We start from the raw sequence: 15,878 nt of genomic DNA on the forward strand, positions 1-15,878 counted from the left end.
TTCACACATTGCGCCGGTACTGCCCACCGACCTCGAAGAACGCCTCGGTGATCTGGCCCAGCGTGCAGACCCGGGCCGCGTCGACCAGCACCGCGAACACGTTGCCGTCGCCCGCCGCCGCCTCCCGCAGCCGGGTCAGGGCCGCCTCGGCCTCGGTCCGGTGCCTGCGCTGGAAGTCGCGGGTGCGCTCGACCTGCGCCCGCTTCTCCTCCTCGGTGGCCCGGGCCAGCTCGATCTCCACGACCTCGTCCTCCTCGCCCTTGGTGGGCAGGAAGGTGTTCACGCCGATCAGCGGCAGCGTGCCGTCGTGCTTGCGCTGCTCGTAGAGCATCGACTCGTCCTGGATGCGGCCGCGCTGGTAGCCGGTCTCCATGGCGCCCAGCACGCCGCCGCGGTCGGAAATCCGGTCGAACTCGGTGAGCACGGCCTCCTCGACCAGGTCGGTCAGCTCGTCGATGACGAAGGAACCCTGAAGCGGGTTCTCGTTCATCGACAGGCCCCACTCCTTGTTGATGATGAGCTGGATGGCCATGGCGCGGCGCACCGACGACTCGGTGGGGGTGGTGATCGCCTCGTCGTAGGCGTTGGTGTGCAGGGAGTTCGCGTTGTCGTAGAGCGCGCACAGCGCCTGCAGCGTGGTGCGGATGTCGTTGAAGTTCATCTCCTGCGCGTGCAGGGAGCGGCCCGAGGTCTGCACGTGGTACTTCATCTTCTGCGACCGCTCCGCCGCGCCGTAGCGCTCGCGCATCGCCACCGCCCAGATCCGCCGGGCGACCCGGCCGATGACCGAGTACTCGGCGTCCATGCCGTTGGAGAAGAAGAACGACAGGTTCGGCGCGAAGTCGTCGATGTGCATGCCGCGGGCCAGGTACGACTCCACGTAGGTGAAGCCGTTGGCCAGGGTGAAGGCCAGCTGGCTGATCGGGTTCGCGCCCGCCTCGGCGATGTGGTAGCCGGAGATCGACACCGAGTAGAAGTTGCGGACCTTGCGCTGGATGAACCACTCCTGGATGTCGGCCATCATCCGCAGGGAGAACTCGGTGGAGAAGATGCAGGTGTTCTGGCCCTGGTCCTCCTTGAGGATGTCGGCCTGCACCGTGCCGCGCACGTTGGCCAGCGCCCACGCGGCCAACTCGGCGTGCTCGTCCTCGGTCGGCCGCCTCCCGTTGTCCGCCACGAACTTGTCGACGCGCTGGTCGATGGCGGTGTTGAGGAAGTACGCCAGGATCGTCGGCGCCGGGCCGTTGATCGTCATGGACACCGAGGTGGCGGGCGCGGTGAGGTCGAAGCCGTCGTAGAGGGTCTTCATGTCCTCCAGCGAGGCGATCGAGACGCCGGAGGTGCCGATCTTGCCGTAGACGTCCGGCGGGGTGTCGGGGTCGCGGCCGTAGAGGGTGACGGAGTCGAACGCGGTGGACAGCCGGGTGGCCGGGTTGCCGTGGGAGAGCAGCTTGAACCGGCGGTTGGTGCGCAGCGCGTCGCCCTCGCCCGCGAACATCCGGGCGGGGTCCTCGCCCTCGCGCTTGAAGGGGAACACGCCGGCGGTGAACGGGAACGAGCCGGGCAGGTTCTCCTTGCGCAGGAAGCGGACCAGCGTCGCGTCGTCGTCGAAGCGCGGCAGGGCCACGCGCGGGACCTTGTTGCCGGACAGGGTCTCGCGCCAGAGCTGGGTGTGCAGCTCCTTGTCGCGGATCTTCACGACCAGCTCGTCCGCGCGGTACTGCTCCACGGTGGACGGCCACCGGTCCAGCAGGTCCTCGGTGTCGCGCTCGACGCGGCGCCGGGCCTCGGCGGTGAGCCGGTCGATGTCGTCGGTGCCCGCGCCCGCCTTCGCCAGCGCCTGCCGGGCCAGGGTGAACGCGGACACCTCGCGCACGGCGTCGACCTGCTGGTCGGTCTTGCGGTGGTAGCCGCGGACGGTGTCGGCGATGTCGGAGAGGTACCGGGCGCGCTGCGGCGGGACGACCGTGGCGGCCGAAGTGGACACACGACCCCCCACCTTGGGCAGAACGCCTTCGTGGAACTTGACACCCTTGTCCGCCAAGAGGGTGCGCAGCTCTTGGTAGAGCGCGGTGACGCCGTCGTCGTTGAAGGTGGCGGCGCTGGTGCCGTAGACCGGCATGTCCTCCCAGGACTTGCCGAACGCCTCGCGGTTGCGCACCAGCTGGCGGGCCACGTCGCGGCGGGCGTCGTCGGCGCCGCGGCGCTCGAACTTGTTGATCGCCACCACGTCGGCGAAGTCCAGCATATCGATCTTCTCGAGCTGGGACGCGGCGCCGAACTCCGGCGTCATCACGTACAGCGAGACGTCGACGTACGGCACGATCGCCGCGTCGCCCTGGCCGATGCCGGGGGTCTCGACGATGACCAGGTCGTTGCCCGCGGCCTTGGCGGCGGCGATGGCGTCGGACAGGCCCTCGGGGACCTCCGAGCCCGCGCCGCGGGTGGCCAGCGAGCGGAAGAACACCCGGTCGCCGTCGAGGGAGTTCATCCGGATGCGGTCGCCGAGCAGCGCGCCGCCGCCGCGGCGGCGGGTGGGGTCGACGGCGATGACCGCGACGCGCAGCTTGTCCTGCTGGTCCAGGCGCAGGCGGCGGACCAGCTCGTCGGTGAGCGAGGACTTGCCGGAGCCGCCGGTGCCGGTGATGCCGAGCACGGGGACGCGGCGGTCGGCGCCCTCGATCGCGGCGCGCACGTCCGCGTCGAGGCTGCCCGCCTCGATCCGGGTGATGGCGCGGGCCAGCGCGGCGTGGTCGCCCGCGAGCAGCGCGTCGGCGGTGACCGGGGCGCCCTCGGCGGGGTCGCGGTCGCAGGCCTCGATCATCGTGTTGATCATGCGGGCGAGGCCGAGGGTCTGACCGTCCTCGGGGGAGAAGATCCGCGCGACGCCGCGCGCGTGCAGCAGCCTGATCTCCTCGGGGACGATGACGCCGCCACCGCCGCCGAAGACCTTGACGTGCCCCGCGCCGTGTTCGGCGAGCAGCTCGACCAGGTAGCTGAAGTACTCGACGTGTCCGCCCTGGTAGGCGCTGATGGCGACGCCCTGCACGTCCTCCTGGATGGCCGCGGTGACCACCTCGCGGACCGAGCGGTTGTGCCCGAGGTGGACCACCTCGGCGCCCTGGGACTGCAGGATGCGGCGCATGATGTTGATCGCCGCGTCGTGCCCGTCGAACAGGCTGGCCGCGGTGACGAACCGGACGGGGTTCGCCGGTCGGTACAGCTCCGAGGGCATCATCGCCTCCAGGGTGTGGGTCGCGCTCCGCGAATAGTTTGGCTTCCTACTTTCGGAGGTGCAACTACCTGTGGTCGACCCGACACTACCGGGTCCGCCTAGGATGGTCCGGTGACCCCCGAACCGGTGGCCAGGATGATGGCCGGTGACCTCGCGTCGAACACCCTGGGCATCCGGGTGCGCACCGCGGCGGTCGGCCACGCCTCGGCGGCGATGACCGTCACGGAGACGATGGTCAACGGGCACGGGATCGCGCACGGCGGCTACGTGTTCCTGCTCGCGGACACGACCTTCGCCTGCGCGTGCAACAGCCACGGGCCGGTGACGGTGGCGGCCGGGGCCGACATCACCTTCGTCGCCCCCGCCCACCTGGGTGACGAGCTGGTGGCCACGGCCACCGAGCGCACCCGGTACGGCCGCAGCGGCATCTACGACGTGACGGTGACGCGCGGCGACGAGGTCGTCGCGGAGTTCCGCGGTCGCAGCCGGACCCTGCGCTAGCGCGCCAGCAGGAAGACCGCGCCGCCGACCACCGGGCCGACCAGCGAACCCACCACGACCTGGGCGACCGTGTGGTCGCCGAGCACCACGCGGGACCAGCAGACCAGCGCGACGACCGCCACCAGCAGCAGCGACCACGGCCCGTAGAGCAGCGCGATCGTGGCCACCGCCCCGCCGGAGACGGCCGCGTGCAGTGACACCTTCCACCGCCGGGTGACGACCACGCACACCGCCAGGGTCGCGAACATGGCCAGGGCCAGCGCCAGGACGTCGCGCGGCGCGTCGGCCCAGACCAGGATCCCGATGCCGACCGCGGTCGAGAGCAGGCCGACGCCCAGCGGCAGCAGCCGGTGCTCGCGGTCGCGCACGTGGTGGGTGTCCCAGCGGCCCGCGCGAGCGCCGCGGATGATGAACACCATCGGCAGCACGCTGGAGAACAGCGCCACCTCCAGGCCCCACAGCGCGGTCAGCGCGAGGTCGTAGCCGGTGGCCGACCAGGCGACCGCCAGCGGCAGCACCAGCACGACGGCGGCCGGGGAGAACACCTCGGTGACCACACGGGCGAGGCGGCGCGGAGGGGCGTCCATTCGGCACATGGTGTCACCCGGAGGTCGGATGTGCCCCACCCGTCGGGTGTTGGTCCCATCCGGGGGCGGTCCGGTGGCGAATGCTCCGTGAGACCCAGGTCCACTCATGATCGGAGCCGTTCCGGTGCCCGTTGCCGACACCCTCGCCGAGCTCGCCACCCGCGCGCTGGGCGCTCCCCCGCCGATCCGGCTGCGCGCCTGGGACGGCAGCGAGTCCGGACCCGCGGGCGGTCCGGTGGGGATCGTCCGCTCCAGACGGGCGCTGCGGCGGCTGCTGTGGGACCCGAACGAGCTCGGGTTGGCGCGCGCGTACGTCAGCGGCGACCTGGACGTGGAGGGTGACCTGGCCGAGGCGCTGGGCCGGTTCTGGGAGCTGACCAGGGCGGCGCGGATCTCGCGGCCGTCGCCGGTGGTGCTGCTGTCGATGGCGGGGACGGCGCTGCGGTTGGGCGTCGTGGGGCCGCGGCCCGCCGCGCCGCCGGAGGAGGCCCGGTTGACGGGCCGTCGGCACACGCGGTCACGGGACCGCGCGGCCATCGCCCACCACTACGACCTGTCGAACGACTTCTACGAGCGGGTGTTGGACCCCCGGATGGCGTACTCCTGCGGCTACTGGACGTCGACGGACCCGGGGTACTCGGTCGAGGACGCGCAGCGCGACAAGCTCGACCTGGTGTGCGCGAAGCTGGGCCTGCGCCCCGGGATGCGGATGCTGGACGTGGGCTGCGGCTGGGGTTCGCTGACCATCCACGCGGCACAGCACTACGGGGTGAACGTCACCGGCATCACCCTGTCGGAACAGCAGCGGCGGTTCGTGCAGGACCGGATCGACCGCGAGGGCCTGGGCGACCTGGCCGAAGTCCGGTTGCAGGACTACCGCGAACTCGCCGACCCGCCCTTCGACGCCATCGGGACCCTGGAGATGGGCGAGCACGTCGGCGCGGAGAACTACCCGGTGTACGCGTCGATCCTGTTCCGCATGCTGCGCCCCGAGGGCCGGTTGCTGCTGCAGCAGATGTCGCGCGGCGCGGTCGAGCAGGGCGGGGGTTCGTTCATCGAGTCCTACATCGCGCCGGACATGAACATGCGACCGGTCGGGCAGACCGTGGACCTGCTGGAACGGGCGGGCCTGGAGGTGCGCGACGTGGAGGCCCTGCGCGAGCACTACGTGCACACCTGCCGGGCGTGGGCGTCCACCATCGAGTCGCGCTGGGCGGAACTGGTGTCGCTGGCGGGCGAGCGCACGGCCCGCGTCTGGCGGCTCTACCTGGCGGGCAGCGCGCTGGCGTTCGAGGAGAACCGGATCGGCGTGCACCAGGTACTGGCGGTGCGCCCGACGGTGGAGGGCCGCTCCGGCATGCCCCGAACGCGCGTCGAGGCCTGGGCGTGACCGTGCGACGATGGCCTGGGCACCACCGAGGGAGGACGAGCGCATGAAGGTCGGGGACACCGTCGAGGACTTCACCCTCAAGGACGAGACCGGCACCGACCGCCACCTGGCGGACCTCCTGAAAACCGGACCGGTCGTCCTGTTCTTCTACCCCGCCGCCATGACCGGCGGCTGCACGGCGGAGAGCTGCCACTTCCGAGACCTGGCAGGAGAGTTCGCGGAGTTCGGCGCCCACCGGGTGGGGATCAGCCCGGACTCGGTGGCCAGGCAGGCCCAGTTCTCGGCGACCCACACATTTGATTTCCCCCTCCTGTCCGACCCGGACGGCGCGGTGGCGACGGCGTTCGGGGTCCGGCGCAAGTACGGGCCGCTGCTGACCAAGCGCAAGACGTTCGTCATCGAGACCGACGGCACGGTACTGGCGGCGATCAAGAGCGAACTCCGCATGGCGGTCCACGCCGACAAGGCCCTGGAAGTGTTGCGGGACAGGCAATCCGAGACGGCTTAGCCGGTCAGTATCGCGCGGTCACGCCAGGCCATTCGCAGCAATGTGAGGGCGCTGCCGGACAGGCGCGGCTCACGGCTGGCGATGGCGTCTTCGTCGAACACCGCGACGATAGAACTGCCCGACCCCGAGTTCCAAGGGCTCGAGCACGAGGCTGCAGCGCTGGCAGGACCTGGCTACCCAAGCAAGCAGCAACTGGCCATCGGCGCCTCGCCCGCTGAGGCTTGGTCGACGCGCCATACCTGAACCGAGCTTTGAAGACCGAGTACAGCCTCAGCTCGTCCGAGTACCGCCAGCGCGTCGCCACCCACCGCAGCGACCAAGGTTCACCCAATGCAAGGCGATGATCACTCAACGTAGACCAATCGGCGATTCCCCGCACCCCGCCACCCCTCCCCGCTAGGATCACCTGGACGGGAGGGACAAGACAACCATGCGCGATTCCGACGGCGGCGGCGGCTCCATCGCCCCGGACATCTCCAACTTCCTGGGTACCGCCCAATCCGGCGGCTTCGCCGTCAACGAACGCGGCGGCCAAGCCCTGCTCGGGGCGATCCGCAATCTCATAACATGGATCGACGACAACAACGCCAACTGGGCAAGGCTAGCCCGAGAACCCAAGTTGGGGTCGACCAACGCTGCTCAAGTAATGAAACCCTTCATGGTAGCCGTAGCGAATGATGACCGCGGGTTCATTACACAGATGCGGGCGCTGCGAAAATCTTTGGTTGATGCCGAAGCGGCTATCGAAGCGGCCATCGCCAATTACAAGGAGGTTGATGGTAAGGGTGTTGCCACATTGGGACAAATCGGAATCTAGTCCAATAGATCTCCTTTGACCGAATAGGATCGACAGGCACATGCGCGCCAAGTCCAGCGCCGTACTCCTGACAGCCCTCGCGGCCGCCACCATCGCCGGATGTTCGACCTCCACACCCGGAAAACCAACCGCCCAGCTTGAAAGCAGTTCGACCACCGCAACCGATAGACCGACCAAAACAACGTCGCAATCGTCCAACTCACTGGCGGACATAAATCCATGCGACATGCTCACTTCAGCTGTCAAGGCACAGTTGCGCATCACAGACGCCGGAAAACCCAGTGACGTGGGTTCAGGACGCGGATGCGACTGGCACGCAGAGGGCACAAAACGCCCCTGGGTGCTCAGCGTCACCCTCTATGACAAGCTGGCTGCAGACGACGTGTCCACCGACCTACAGGTAAAGCCCCTGCCGGACATCAATAATCGCAAGGCAGTGCAGATCACGGACAAAAATGGCTTGGGCGAATGCACTGTTTCCGTGGCCGTAACCAAGTCGAGCAGCCTCGCAGCCATGGCCATGGCAGATGGCGACGAAGCGAAGGGATGCGAAGTAGCTCGCACCATGGCCGAACTGATCGAACCCACACTCCCCCGCCAATAGCAGCCGACGACTTCTTCGACAAAGACCGCCTTACGCCCGTCGGTCACAATAGTCAAGTTGGCGCCACCAGCAACAGCGCCGTAAGAGTAATTATCACTCCAATAATACAATCGAACCCGCAATGGCAAGAAACAACCCCGAGCGAGCCGCGAGGACGCGACCATCGACAGGAACACCTCCGGCAAGGGGAGGTCGAGGACGCGAACTCCAGGCCGCCTAGATAGCCACCGGGTCTCGATGATTATCACCAGGAAGACAAGGGTGATAATGGTCGTCATGACCCGTGTCGACCGGGCCAAAGCCTGCGAAATGGCGCGAACTCCAGCGGAATTGGTCGAGCCCGGAATCCCTCGGCAGTGACGATGCCCACAGAGGACGCCTCGATAGCCGGGCGCGTCGGCCGTTCCGATAGGACCCGGGTCGAATCGGTTTGCCGATCGCCGAGCGCAACGGCAGATCGCCCACTTCCGGTGTAGGCGCGACCCGCCGCCAGCCACGTGGCCTTGAACTCGTGCGCCACGATTTATCGGCGATCAGGGCGATTTGGGTGAGGCTCGGAAGATCGCCGCGATCCCGTACATGGGTTCGCGGTATGTGGATAACTCGTCTGTGGGGCGGTTTCCCGGCTTGCCGGCAAACCGGGCCGTGGCCCCGATGGAGACCACGGCCCGGCGGGGATCAGCAGGCGACGCGGGCCGTGCGGATGGTGGTGGTGCGGACCGGGGTGCCGTCGACGGGGGCCGGGTCCTCGGCGGTGGGCTTGACGCCGCCCGCGGCGACCTTGTCCAAAGTGGTCAGTCCGCGGTGGTCGACGGTGCCGAAGACGGTGTAGTTCGGCAGCAGTCGGGAATCGCCGTAGACGAGGAAGAACTGGCTGCCGTTGGTGGCGGGCCCGGCGTTGGCCATGGCCAGCAGGCCGCGGGCGTAGAGCTTGCGGGTGCCGGTCGTGTCACCCGGGTAGTTCGGCAGGTCGGTGGGGAGCTCGTCCTTGTACTTGTAGCCGGGCCCCTTCTCCCCCGTCCCGCTCGGGTCGCCGCACTGCAGCACCTTCAACGTCGGGTACGCGGTGAGGCGGTGGCAGGTGGTGAAGTCGTAGAAGTGGTGCTCGGTCAGGTGCAGGAAGCTCTGCACGGTGCACGGCGCCTTCGCCCGGTCCAGGGTGAGGCCGATGGTTCCCTGGGAGGTCCGCAGGTCCACCTCGACCTTGCCGCGGCTGGGCGTGTGCTTGGGGTCCCGGGGCAGCGGCACCGGCCGCGCGGCCGGGTCGTCCGGGGTCTCGGTGTACTGGCAGGGCCCCTTGGTGACCTTCGGCGGCGGCGGCTGTTCCGCCGACGCCACACCGGGCACGGCCACGGCGGCCGACACCACGACGGCCAGGGCGACAACCCCACGCATGAGCAGGGACACGAACTCCTCCTTGGTGAACCGCCCGGGTCTCGGGCGCCCCGCGAGGGTAGGCCACCCGTTCATCACCAGAACAGGTCCGACCGTTCACACTCGGACACCGCCGATCGGCCCAGTGGGAACACGTTCGAACACTCGGCTACACCGGCCCACCCCGAACCGCCACAGGATCCCAGCTCCCCACCCAACGCAACACGGCGACACCGGACCGACCCCGAAACAACCGCGGAAACCCCACCCACAGAACACAACGCGGCTACCCCGGACCGACCCGTAGCCGCCGCTCGCGTGCCCGCCCCACCTCAGCGCGACCCGGCTACCCCGCACCCACCCCACAACCGCCGCAGAACCCCAGCCCCCGCAGAACCCAACGCGCCCCCGTCACACGCCTTGATTGGGTGGACTTGCTTTGCGTGGGGGGGACGAGCCTGCCAAGCTATCCTGCGGGTGGGGTGGGCTTGCCCCTCCCCACCGCTCTTCCCCACCGCAGGCTCGTAGGGGCCCCACGCAAAGCAAGTTCACCCGATCAAGGCCGCGCATCTCTTCCGCGAACAGCCGGACAAACAAGCCCGGACCACCCACCAACCGCAACTACTTCGGCGGCGCCACAATCACATCCGCAGGCACCTCAGCGTCCGTGCGCAGCGCCGCGAACAGCTTCTTCGCCTTTGCCTCGTCCCACAGGATCACCGAGCCCACCCCCTTCACGGACTTGCTGCCCCCCATCGGCACCGTGGTGGTCACCAGCCCGTCCCCCGCCCCCATCGCGAACGCCAGGCTGGGCAGGTTGTGCAGGTGGTCCCCCTCGTCCAACGTCACCGCGTCCGGGGCCGCGCCCAGCAACGGGATCACCTTGAACGGGTTGATCAGCGTCCCGAAGCTCGTCGCCTTGTCCGTCAGCGCGCCGATGAACTGCCGTTGGCGGATCACCCGGTCTAGGTCCGCCCGCGGGCCCTTCCGGGTCCGCACGTACCCCAGCGCCGACGTCCCGTCCAACTCCTGGCACCCCGCCGGGAGGTTGATGCCCGCCAGCGGGTCGTCGATCGGCGCCTCGAGGCACATCTCGACGCCACCAACAGCGTCCACCACGTCGGCGAACCCGCCGAAGCCGATCTCGATGTAGTGGTCCAGTCGCAATCCCGTCTGGGTCTCGACCGTGCGGGCCAACAACTGCGGGCCGCCGAAGGCGTAGGCGGCGTTGAGCTTGTTGCTGCCCTTGCCCGGGATCGGCACGTACGAGTCGCGCAGCAACGACACCAGCGTCGGCTTGGTCCCGTTGTCCGGGATGTGCATCAGCATGATCGTGTCGGTGCGCTGCCCCTTGGCGTCCCCCGTCGCCAGCCGCTGTTCGTCTTCGGCGGAGAGGCCCTCGCGGCTGTCCGAGCCGACGATCAACCAGTTGCTGCCCGCGCCCGCCGCGGGCCTGCCCTCGTAGTCGACCAGGGCCGCGACGTGGTTCAGCGACGTCTCGAGGTACAGCCACGTCCCGCCGAACAGCCCCAGCAGGGCCACCAGCACGATGACGAGGATCCGCCGACCCCGGCGCTTGCGGCGCGGCGGGGACGCCCCGAACCCGCGACCGCCCGCGGGCGGGCCACCCTGGTACCCGCCCGACCGCGCCTCCCGCGGCGACGGCGGCTGGTACGCCGGGATCCGCTCCGGCTGGTAGGGCGGCGGGTTCTGCCCACCGGGCTGCGACATCTTGCGCGTCGGGTTGTAGCGCGGACGACCCTGTCCCTGACCGTAGTTCATCGCGAACCCACCAACCCCGACACCGCCCCAGTCGCTTGGAGGTGGAATTGTCCCACCTTCACCCGAAAAGACGCCCTACGACCCAACCGGTTGCCCCGACCGCCGCACAAGGTACGGCCCGGGTGGGCGCCCACCCACCCGGGCCCTCCTCATCGGCCGATGCGCAACTGGCGCACCCCGAGGTATCCGGACCGGAACCCGGCTTCGCAGTACGCCAGGTAGAACTCCCACATCCGGCGGAACGTGCCGTCGAAGCCCAGCGCCGACACCCGCGGCCACGCGGCCAGGAACCGCTCGCGCCACTGCCGCAGCGTCTCGCCGTAGTCCGGGCCGAAGTCGCGGAACTCGCCCACCCGCAACCCGGTCTGGGCCAGCGCGCGGTCGATCGCCTCCGGGGACGGGATGATCCCGCCGGGGAACACGTACTTGTGGATCCACGTGTACCCGCCGCGGGTGGCGCGCAGCCGGTCGTCGGCGATGGTGATGGACTGGAGCCCGAACCGGCCGCCCGGCCTCAGCAACCGGTCCACCGCGGCGAAGTAGGTGGGCCAGTACCGCTCCCCCACCGCCTCGATCATCTCCACGCTGACCACGGCGTCGTAGCTGCCGTGCGCCTCGCGGTAGTCGCGCAGCAGCACCTGCACCCGGTCCGCCAGCCCGGCCTCGGCGATCCGCTTCTCCGCGAGTTCCTTCTGCTCCGCCGAGATGGTCAGCGACGTGACGCGCGCGCCGCGCCGCGCGGCCCGGATCGCCAGCGAACCCCAGCCGGTGCCGATCTCCAGCAGGTGCGTCCCCGGCCCGACCGCGGCGTAGTCCAGCACGCCGTCGAGCTTGCGCGCCTGGCCTGCGGCCAGGTCGGTGGAGCCGTCCGGGAACCAGGCCGACGAGTAGGTCATCGTCTCGTCGAGGAACTCCGCGAACAGCTCGTTCGACAGGTCGTAGTGGCGCCGGATGTTGCTGCGGGACCCGGTGAGGGTGTTCTCCTCCGCCGACGGCTGTCGCGGGTCCACCCAGCGGCGGAACGCCTGCAGGCGCGGCGGGATCAGCGTGCTCATCCGCGCGGAGAACTCGGTCAGCAGGTCCGCGAGCGCGGTCGTGGTCCAGTCGCCGACCATGTACGCCTCGCCGAAGCCGATCTTGGAGTCCACGCCGAGGCGGTGGAAGAACGCGGCGGGCCGGTGCACGCGCATGACCGGAGAGTCCGGGCCGCCCGCGCCGATCCGGCGCCCGCCGGGGAACACCACGCGTACCGGCATGGCGCGGACGGCGTTGTGGAACAGCGCCCGGGCGATCCGGGCGCGGAACGGGTCGCGGGGCGGGGTGGCCAGCCCGTCCCAGGCCGGTCCCCGCTGGTCGGCCGCGGTGGGCCGGTCCAGGGCGGTCTCGGCGAGGGCGTCCTCGGGCAAGGGGGTGTCGGTCAGGGGTGAATCGGTCACTGGACTCCTTCTTGCCGGGCGTGCCGGGGACGGCGGACCACCGGGATCCGGCGCAGCCACAGCGCGATGCCGTGGGCGCGGATGAGCGCGGTGACCCGGTGGGGCATGAGCGGGCGGCGCAGCACCATGCGGGCGACCGCCGCGGGGGTCGCGGCCAGCCGGGTGCCGGTGAGGGTGGCGGTGAACGGGGTCGTGCCGCCTTGGCGGAGGGTGACGGTCAGCGCGAGCCGGTCGCCCGGCTCCGGCAGCCGCATCCGGTAGTGCCCGCCCATCTCGAGGAACGGCGAGACGTAGAACTCCTTGTCGACGCGGGCGCGCCCCGCGTGGTCGGTGCGCAGCAGGTAGCAGTGCCGCTCGCCGTAGGTGTTGTGCACCTCGGCGACCACGCACTCCACGGCGCCGTCCGCGTCGTGCACCCAGTACACGGTGATCGGGTTGAACACATGGCCCAGCACCCGGGCGTTGGCCAGCATCAGCACCCGGCCGGTGACCTCGACGCCCTGGCCCGCCAGCCAGGCGAGCAGGTTCTGCTTGATCGACCGCGCGGGGTCACCGAGGTGGTCGCGGGCCTCGAACCGGGCGAACGGCCGCAGCCAGCGGGGTAAGCGGGGCAGGTCGTCGAGGTCTACGAGCCACAGGTACACCGGGTGGGTGAAGTCGCCGTGGCGGCGCTCGAAGCGCACGTGCCGGACCCGCGCGTCGTAGAGCGCCGCGGTCATCCGCCCCAGCCCGACCCGAGGGACTCGGCCGCGCGGACGCCCGCGGCGCAGCCGTCCTCGTGGAAGCCCCAGCCGTGGTAGGCGCCCGCGTAGGCGAGGGTGCCGTCGTTGAGCTCGGGCAGCCGGGCCTGCGCGGCCACCGTCTCCGGGGTGTAGATCGGGTGGTGGTAGGTCATGCGGCGCAACACGCTGCCCTCGGCGACCTGGTCGGGGGCGTTGAGCGTGACCACGTAGTCCTCGGGTTCGGTCAGGCCCATCAGCCGGTTCATGTGGTAGCTGACCCGCACCGGGCCGTCGGCGGAGTCGCAGGCGGGTTTGAGGTAGTTCCACGACGCCCGCGCCCGCTCGGCGCGCGGCAGGACCGACGCGTCGGTGTGCAGCAGGGTCTCGTTGGTGGAGTACTCGAAGGCGCCGAGCACCTCCCGCTCGGTGGCGGTCGGCACCGCGAGCAGCCGCAGCGCCTGGTCGGGGTGGGTGGCCACGACCGCGTGGTCGAACCGGTGGGCGCGGTCCGCGGCGTCGCGCACCTCGACGTGGTCGACGTGCCTGCGCAGCGCGCGGACCGGAGTGGACACCGACACCGTGGACAGGCCCTTCGCGACGAGGTCCACATAGGTGCGCGACCCGCCGACGACCGTGCGCCAGGTCGGGGAGCCCGACACCGACAGCAGCCCGTGGTGGTGCAGGAACTCGAACAGGTACCGGGCCGGGTAGCGCATGCTCAGCTCCGGACCGGCCGACCAGACCGCGGACACGACCGGGATCAGGAAGTGGTCGACGAAGTACCGCGAGTAGCCGCCCACCACGACGAACGCGCGCAGCGGGATCTCACCGGGGTCCTCGCGCAACACCCGCGCGGCGTGCAGGTGGAACCGCTTGACCTCGGCCAGCATGGCCAGGAAGCGGGGCCGCAGCAGGCTCCTGGGCTGGGCGAACACGCCGAGCGGGCCCTTGGCACCCGCGTACTCCAGGCCGCACCCCGCGCAGCGCACGCTCATCGACATCTCGGTCTCGCGGGTGCGCACCCCCAGCTCGGCGAACAGCCGCAGCAGGTTCGGGTAGGTGCGTTCGTTGTGCACGATGAACCCGCTGTCCACCTGGGTCACCCGACCGTCCGGGGTGGCCAGGTCGTGGGTGTGGGCGTGCCCGCCGAGCCGGTCGTCGGCCTCGAACAGGGTCACGTCATGGCGGCGTTGGAGCAGGTGGGCGGCGGTGAGCCCGGAGACCCCGCCGCCGATGACCGCCACGCGGCGTCGATCGCCACCCGTCACTGGTGTCCTCCTCTAGAGCGGAACGCGCAGCCCTTCCGGCGCGGGCTGTCGCATGGCGTTCGTAATCCGCGGGTCGGCCGGTTGGGTCTCCAGCGCGCCGAGTACGAACCCGGTGGCCAACCGGGTCCACTGGCGGGCCCGGCGGAGCATGGCGTGCCGTTCGCCGCGCACGTCGAACCGCGCGACCCGGTCGGTGACCTCCTTGGCGCGGCGGGCGTAGTCGTAGGAGTCGTGGGCGTAGGTGGTGCGGTCGAGGTCGCCGTGCGCGATCAGGATCTCTCGACCGGCGAGTTGTTCGACCGGCTCGCCTTCCGGTGTCCACGGTGCCAGTGCGCACACGGCCCGCACCGACGGGTCGTCGGCGACGCGCAGCCCGACCCGGCCGCCCATGGAGTGGCCGACGATGGCCACCGGCAGGTCGCCGAACTCGCGGCGGATCTCGTCCAGCGCCCACCGGGCGTCCTGGACGGGGTCGAGGTCGGGGGCGTTCCAGCCGCGGAAGCGGTTCTTCAGCAGTCGGACCGCGACGCCGTGCGGGGCGCCCTTGGCGGCGATGTCCCTGGCGAAGGGCATCATCCGCAGGTAGGCGGGGTACCACCGGGAGCCGGGGACACGGCTGTGCTCCTGGCCGCCGTGCAGTACCAGCGCGACCGCCCTGGCCTGGGGCGGGCGGGGCGGGCCGTAGGCCGCGAGTCTCGGCGCTGGGCCGGAAGAGGTGGTCACGTCCTCATCTTCGCGTATCCGGCGCGGGCGGCTTGGTGACGGGAAACGGTCATGGGGAGAAGTGTCGGGTGCCCCCGGTAACCTCGCCCGGTGAGTGACCACCGGCAGATCGAGGCCAGCACCGGTACGTTCGACGCGATTACCGCCGGTGAGCCCGGCGGCAGGCCGGTGCTGCTGCTGCACGGCTTCCCCACCGCGGCCACGGCGTGGGCGCACCAGGTGGCGGTGCTCGGGCACGCGGGGCTGCGCGCGGTCGCGTTCGACCAGCGCGGGTACTCGCCGTCGGCGCGGCCCCCGGACATCGCGGACTACCGGCTCGAGGCGCTGGTCGAGGACGTGCTGGCGGTGGCAGACGCGCTGGGCTGGGCCGAGTTCGACCTGGTCGGGCACGGGATGGGCGCGGTGGTGGCCTGGCACACCGCCGCCGAGCACCCGGACCGGCTGCGCACGATCACCGCGGTGGCCAACCCGCACCCGGGGGCGCTGGCCGCGGCGGAGCGCTCGGACGAGGACCAGGCGATGCGCTCGCAGCACCTGCCGGTCCTGCGGGAGCGCTCGGCCGAGCGGCGGCTGCTGGCCGACGGCGGCGCCGCGCTGCGGCAGCTGTTCGAGTGGCGGGTAGCGACTCCGGACGTGGACGATTACCTGGAGCGGCTCGCCGAGCCGGGCGCGCTGACCGCCGCGCTCAACTGGTTCCGCGCCGAGCGCTGGAACACGCTTCCGGACAAAGTGGACGTGCCCGCGCTGTACGTGTGGGGCACCGAGGACGTCACGGTCGGCTCCACGGCAGCCCTGAGCTGCGGGGACTGGGTGAGCGGGGCGTACCGGTTCGAGATGGCCGAGGATGTCTCGCACTGGGTGCCGCAGGAGGCGGCGGACTGGCTGACCGGTCTGCTACTCGATCATCTGCGGTAGTCCCCTCTAAGCTGAC

At 70.4% G+C, this 15,878-nt stretch carries 14 protein-coding genes; 6 read left to right on the forward strand and 8 right to left on the reverse strand.

Translation table 11 applies throughout. The annotated features are described in order from the left end of the window. Window position 1: 1 nt before the first annotated feature. A complete protein-coding gene (gene icmF, locus V5P93_RS23700; protein ID WP_104480269.1) occupies window positions 2–3,235 on the reverse strand; it encodes a fused isobutyryl-CoA mutase/GTPase IcmF in 3,234 nt (1,077 codons plus the stop codon). A gap of 135 nt (window positions 3,236–3,370) precedes the next feature. On the opposite strand from icmF, the gene paaI reads away from it, so the two are divergent. Continuing rightward, on the forward strand, window positions 3,371–3,736 hold the full coding sequence (paaI, locus tag V5P93_RS23705; RefSeq protein ID WP_104480270.1) for a hydroxyphenylacetyl-CoA thioesterase PaaI: 366 nt from the start codon (window positions 3,371–3,373) through the stop codon (window positions 3,734–3,736). Here the strand turns inward: paaI and V5P93_RS23710 are convergent. Then, window positions 3,733–4,323, reverse strand: coding sequence for a hypothetical protein (locus V5P93_RS23710; protein ID WP_104480059.1), 591 nt, complete (start codon window positions 4,321–4,323; stop codon window positions 3,733–3,735). The two genes, paaI and V5P93_RS23710, sit on opposite strands and share 4 nt — an antisense overlap. Window positions 4,324–4,429: 106 nt before the next feature. Here V5P93_RS23710 and V5P93_RS23715 point away from each other — a divergent pair, with 106 nt between their 5' ends. From V5P93_RS23715 to V5P93_RS23730, 4 genes are all read left to right on the forward strand, one after another. Then, complete coding sequence (locus tag V5P93_RS23715) at window positions 4,430–5,713, forward strand: cyclopropane-fatty-acyl-phospholipid synthase family protein (protein WP_104480060.1); 1,284 nt, start codon at window positions 4,430–4,432, stop codon at window positions 5,711–5,713. Between the two features lie 43 nt (window positions 5,714–5,756). Further along, the gene (locus V5P93_RS23720) at window positions 5,757–6,221 is read left to right on the forward strand and encodes a peroxiredoxin (protein ID WP_104480061.1); all 465 of its coding nucleotides are present in this window, start codon (window positions 5,757–5,759) and stop codon (window positions 6,219–6,221) included. Window positions 6,222–6,651: 430 nt separating this feature from the next. After that, window positions 6,652–7,038: a hypothetical protein gene (locus V5P93_RS23725; protein ID WP_104480062.1), complete on the forward strand. Its 387-nt coding sequence runs from the start codon at window positions 6,652–6,654 to the stop codon at window positions 7,036–7,038. A 40-nt stretch (window positions 7,039–7,078) separates the two neighbouring features. Continuing rightward, entirely contained in the window at window positions 7,079–7,642 is a 564-nt protein-coding gene (locus V5P93_RS23730) for a DUF3558 domain-containing protein (protein WP_104480063.1), read from the forward strand. Between the two features lie 678 nt (window positions 7,643–8,320). Here the strand turns inward: V5P93_RS23730 and V5P93_RS23735 are convergent. The 6 genes from V5P93_RS23735 to V5P93_RS23760 form a co-directional block, all read right to left on the reverse strand. Then, window positions 8,321–9,037: a peptidylprolyl isomerase gene (locus V5P93_RS23735; protein WP_104480271.1), complete on the reverse strand. Its 717-nt coding sequence runs from the start codon at window positions 9,035–9,037 to the stop codon at window positions 8,321–8,323. A gap of 600 nt (window positions 9,038–9,637) precedes the next feature. Further along, on the reverse strand, window positions 9,638–10,798 hold the full coding sequence (locus V5P93_RS23740; protein ID WP_104480064.1) for an LCP family protein: 1,161 nt from the start codon (window positions 10,796–10,798) through the stop codon (window positions 9,638–9,640). A 149-nt stretch (window positions 10,799–10,947) separates the two neighbouring features. Further along, window positions 10,948–12,174: a cyclopropane-fatty-acyl-phospholipid synthase family protein gene (locus V5P93_RS23745; protein WP_219824022.1), complete on the reverse strand. Its 1,227-nt coding sequence runs from the start codon at window positions 12,172–12,174 to the stop codon at window positions 10,948–10,950. Between the two features lie 56 nt (window positions 12,175–12,230). Further along, entirely contained in the window at window positions 12,231–12,953 is a 723-nt protein-coding gene (locus tag V5P93_RS23750; RefSeq protein ID WP_104480066.1) for a DUF1365 domain-containing protein, read from the reverse strand. After that, window positions 12,950–14,224 (reverse strand): NAD(P)/FAD-dependent oxidoreductase, encoded by a 1,275-nt coding sequence (locus tag V5P93_RS23755; protein ID WP_104480067.1) that lies wholly within the window; start codon window positions 14,222–14,224, stop codon window positions 12,950–12,952. Before V5P93_RS23755 ends, V5P93_RS23750 begins: the two co-directional genes overlap by 4 nt. Before the next feature lie 12 nt (window positions 14,225–14,236). Next, window positions 14,237–14,947 carry an alpha/beta hydrolase gene (locus V5P93_RS23760; RefSeq protein ID WP_104480068.1) on the reverse strand — a complete coding sequence of 237 codons (711 nt, stop codon included), beginning with the start codon at window positions 14,945–14,947 and terminating at the stop codon, window positions 14,237–14,239. 90 nt (window positions 14,948–15,037) lie between these two features. On the opposite strand from V5P93_RS23760, the gene V5P93_RS23765 reads away from it, so the two are divergent. Then, on the forward strand, window positions 15,038–15,862 hold the full coding sequence (locus V5P93_RS23765; RefSeq protein WP_104480069.1) for an alpha/beta fold hydrolase: 825 nt from the start codon (window positions 15,038–15,040) through the stop codon (window positions 15,860–15,862). Window positions 15,863–15,878 lie beyond the last annotated feature (16 nt).

This window comes from Actinokineospora auranticolor (assembly GCF_041897805.1).
Taxonomy (GTDB): Bacteria; Actinomycetota; Actinomycetes; order Mycobacteriales; family Pseudonocardiaceae; genus Actinokineospora; species Actinokineospora auranticolor.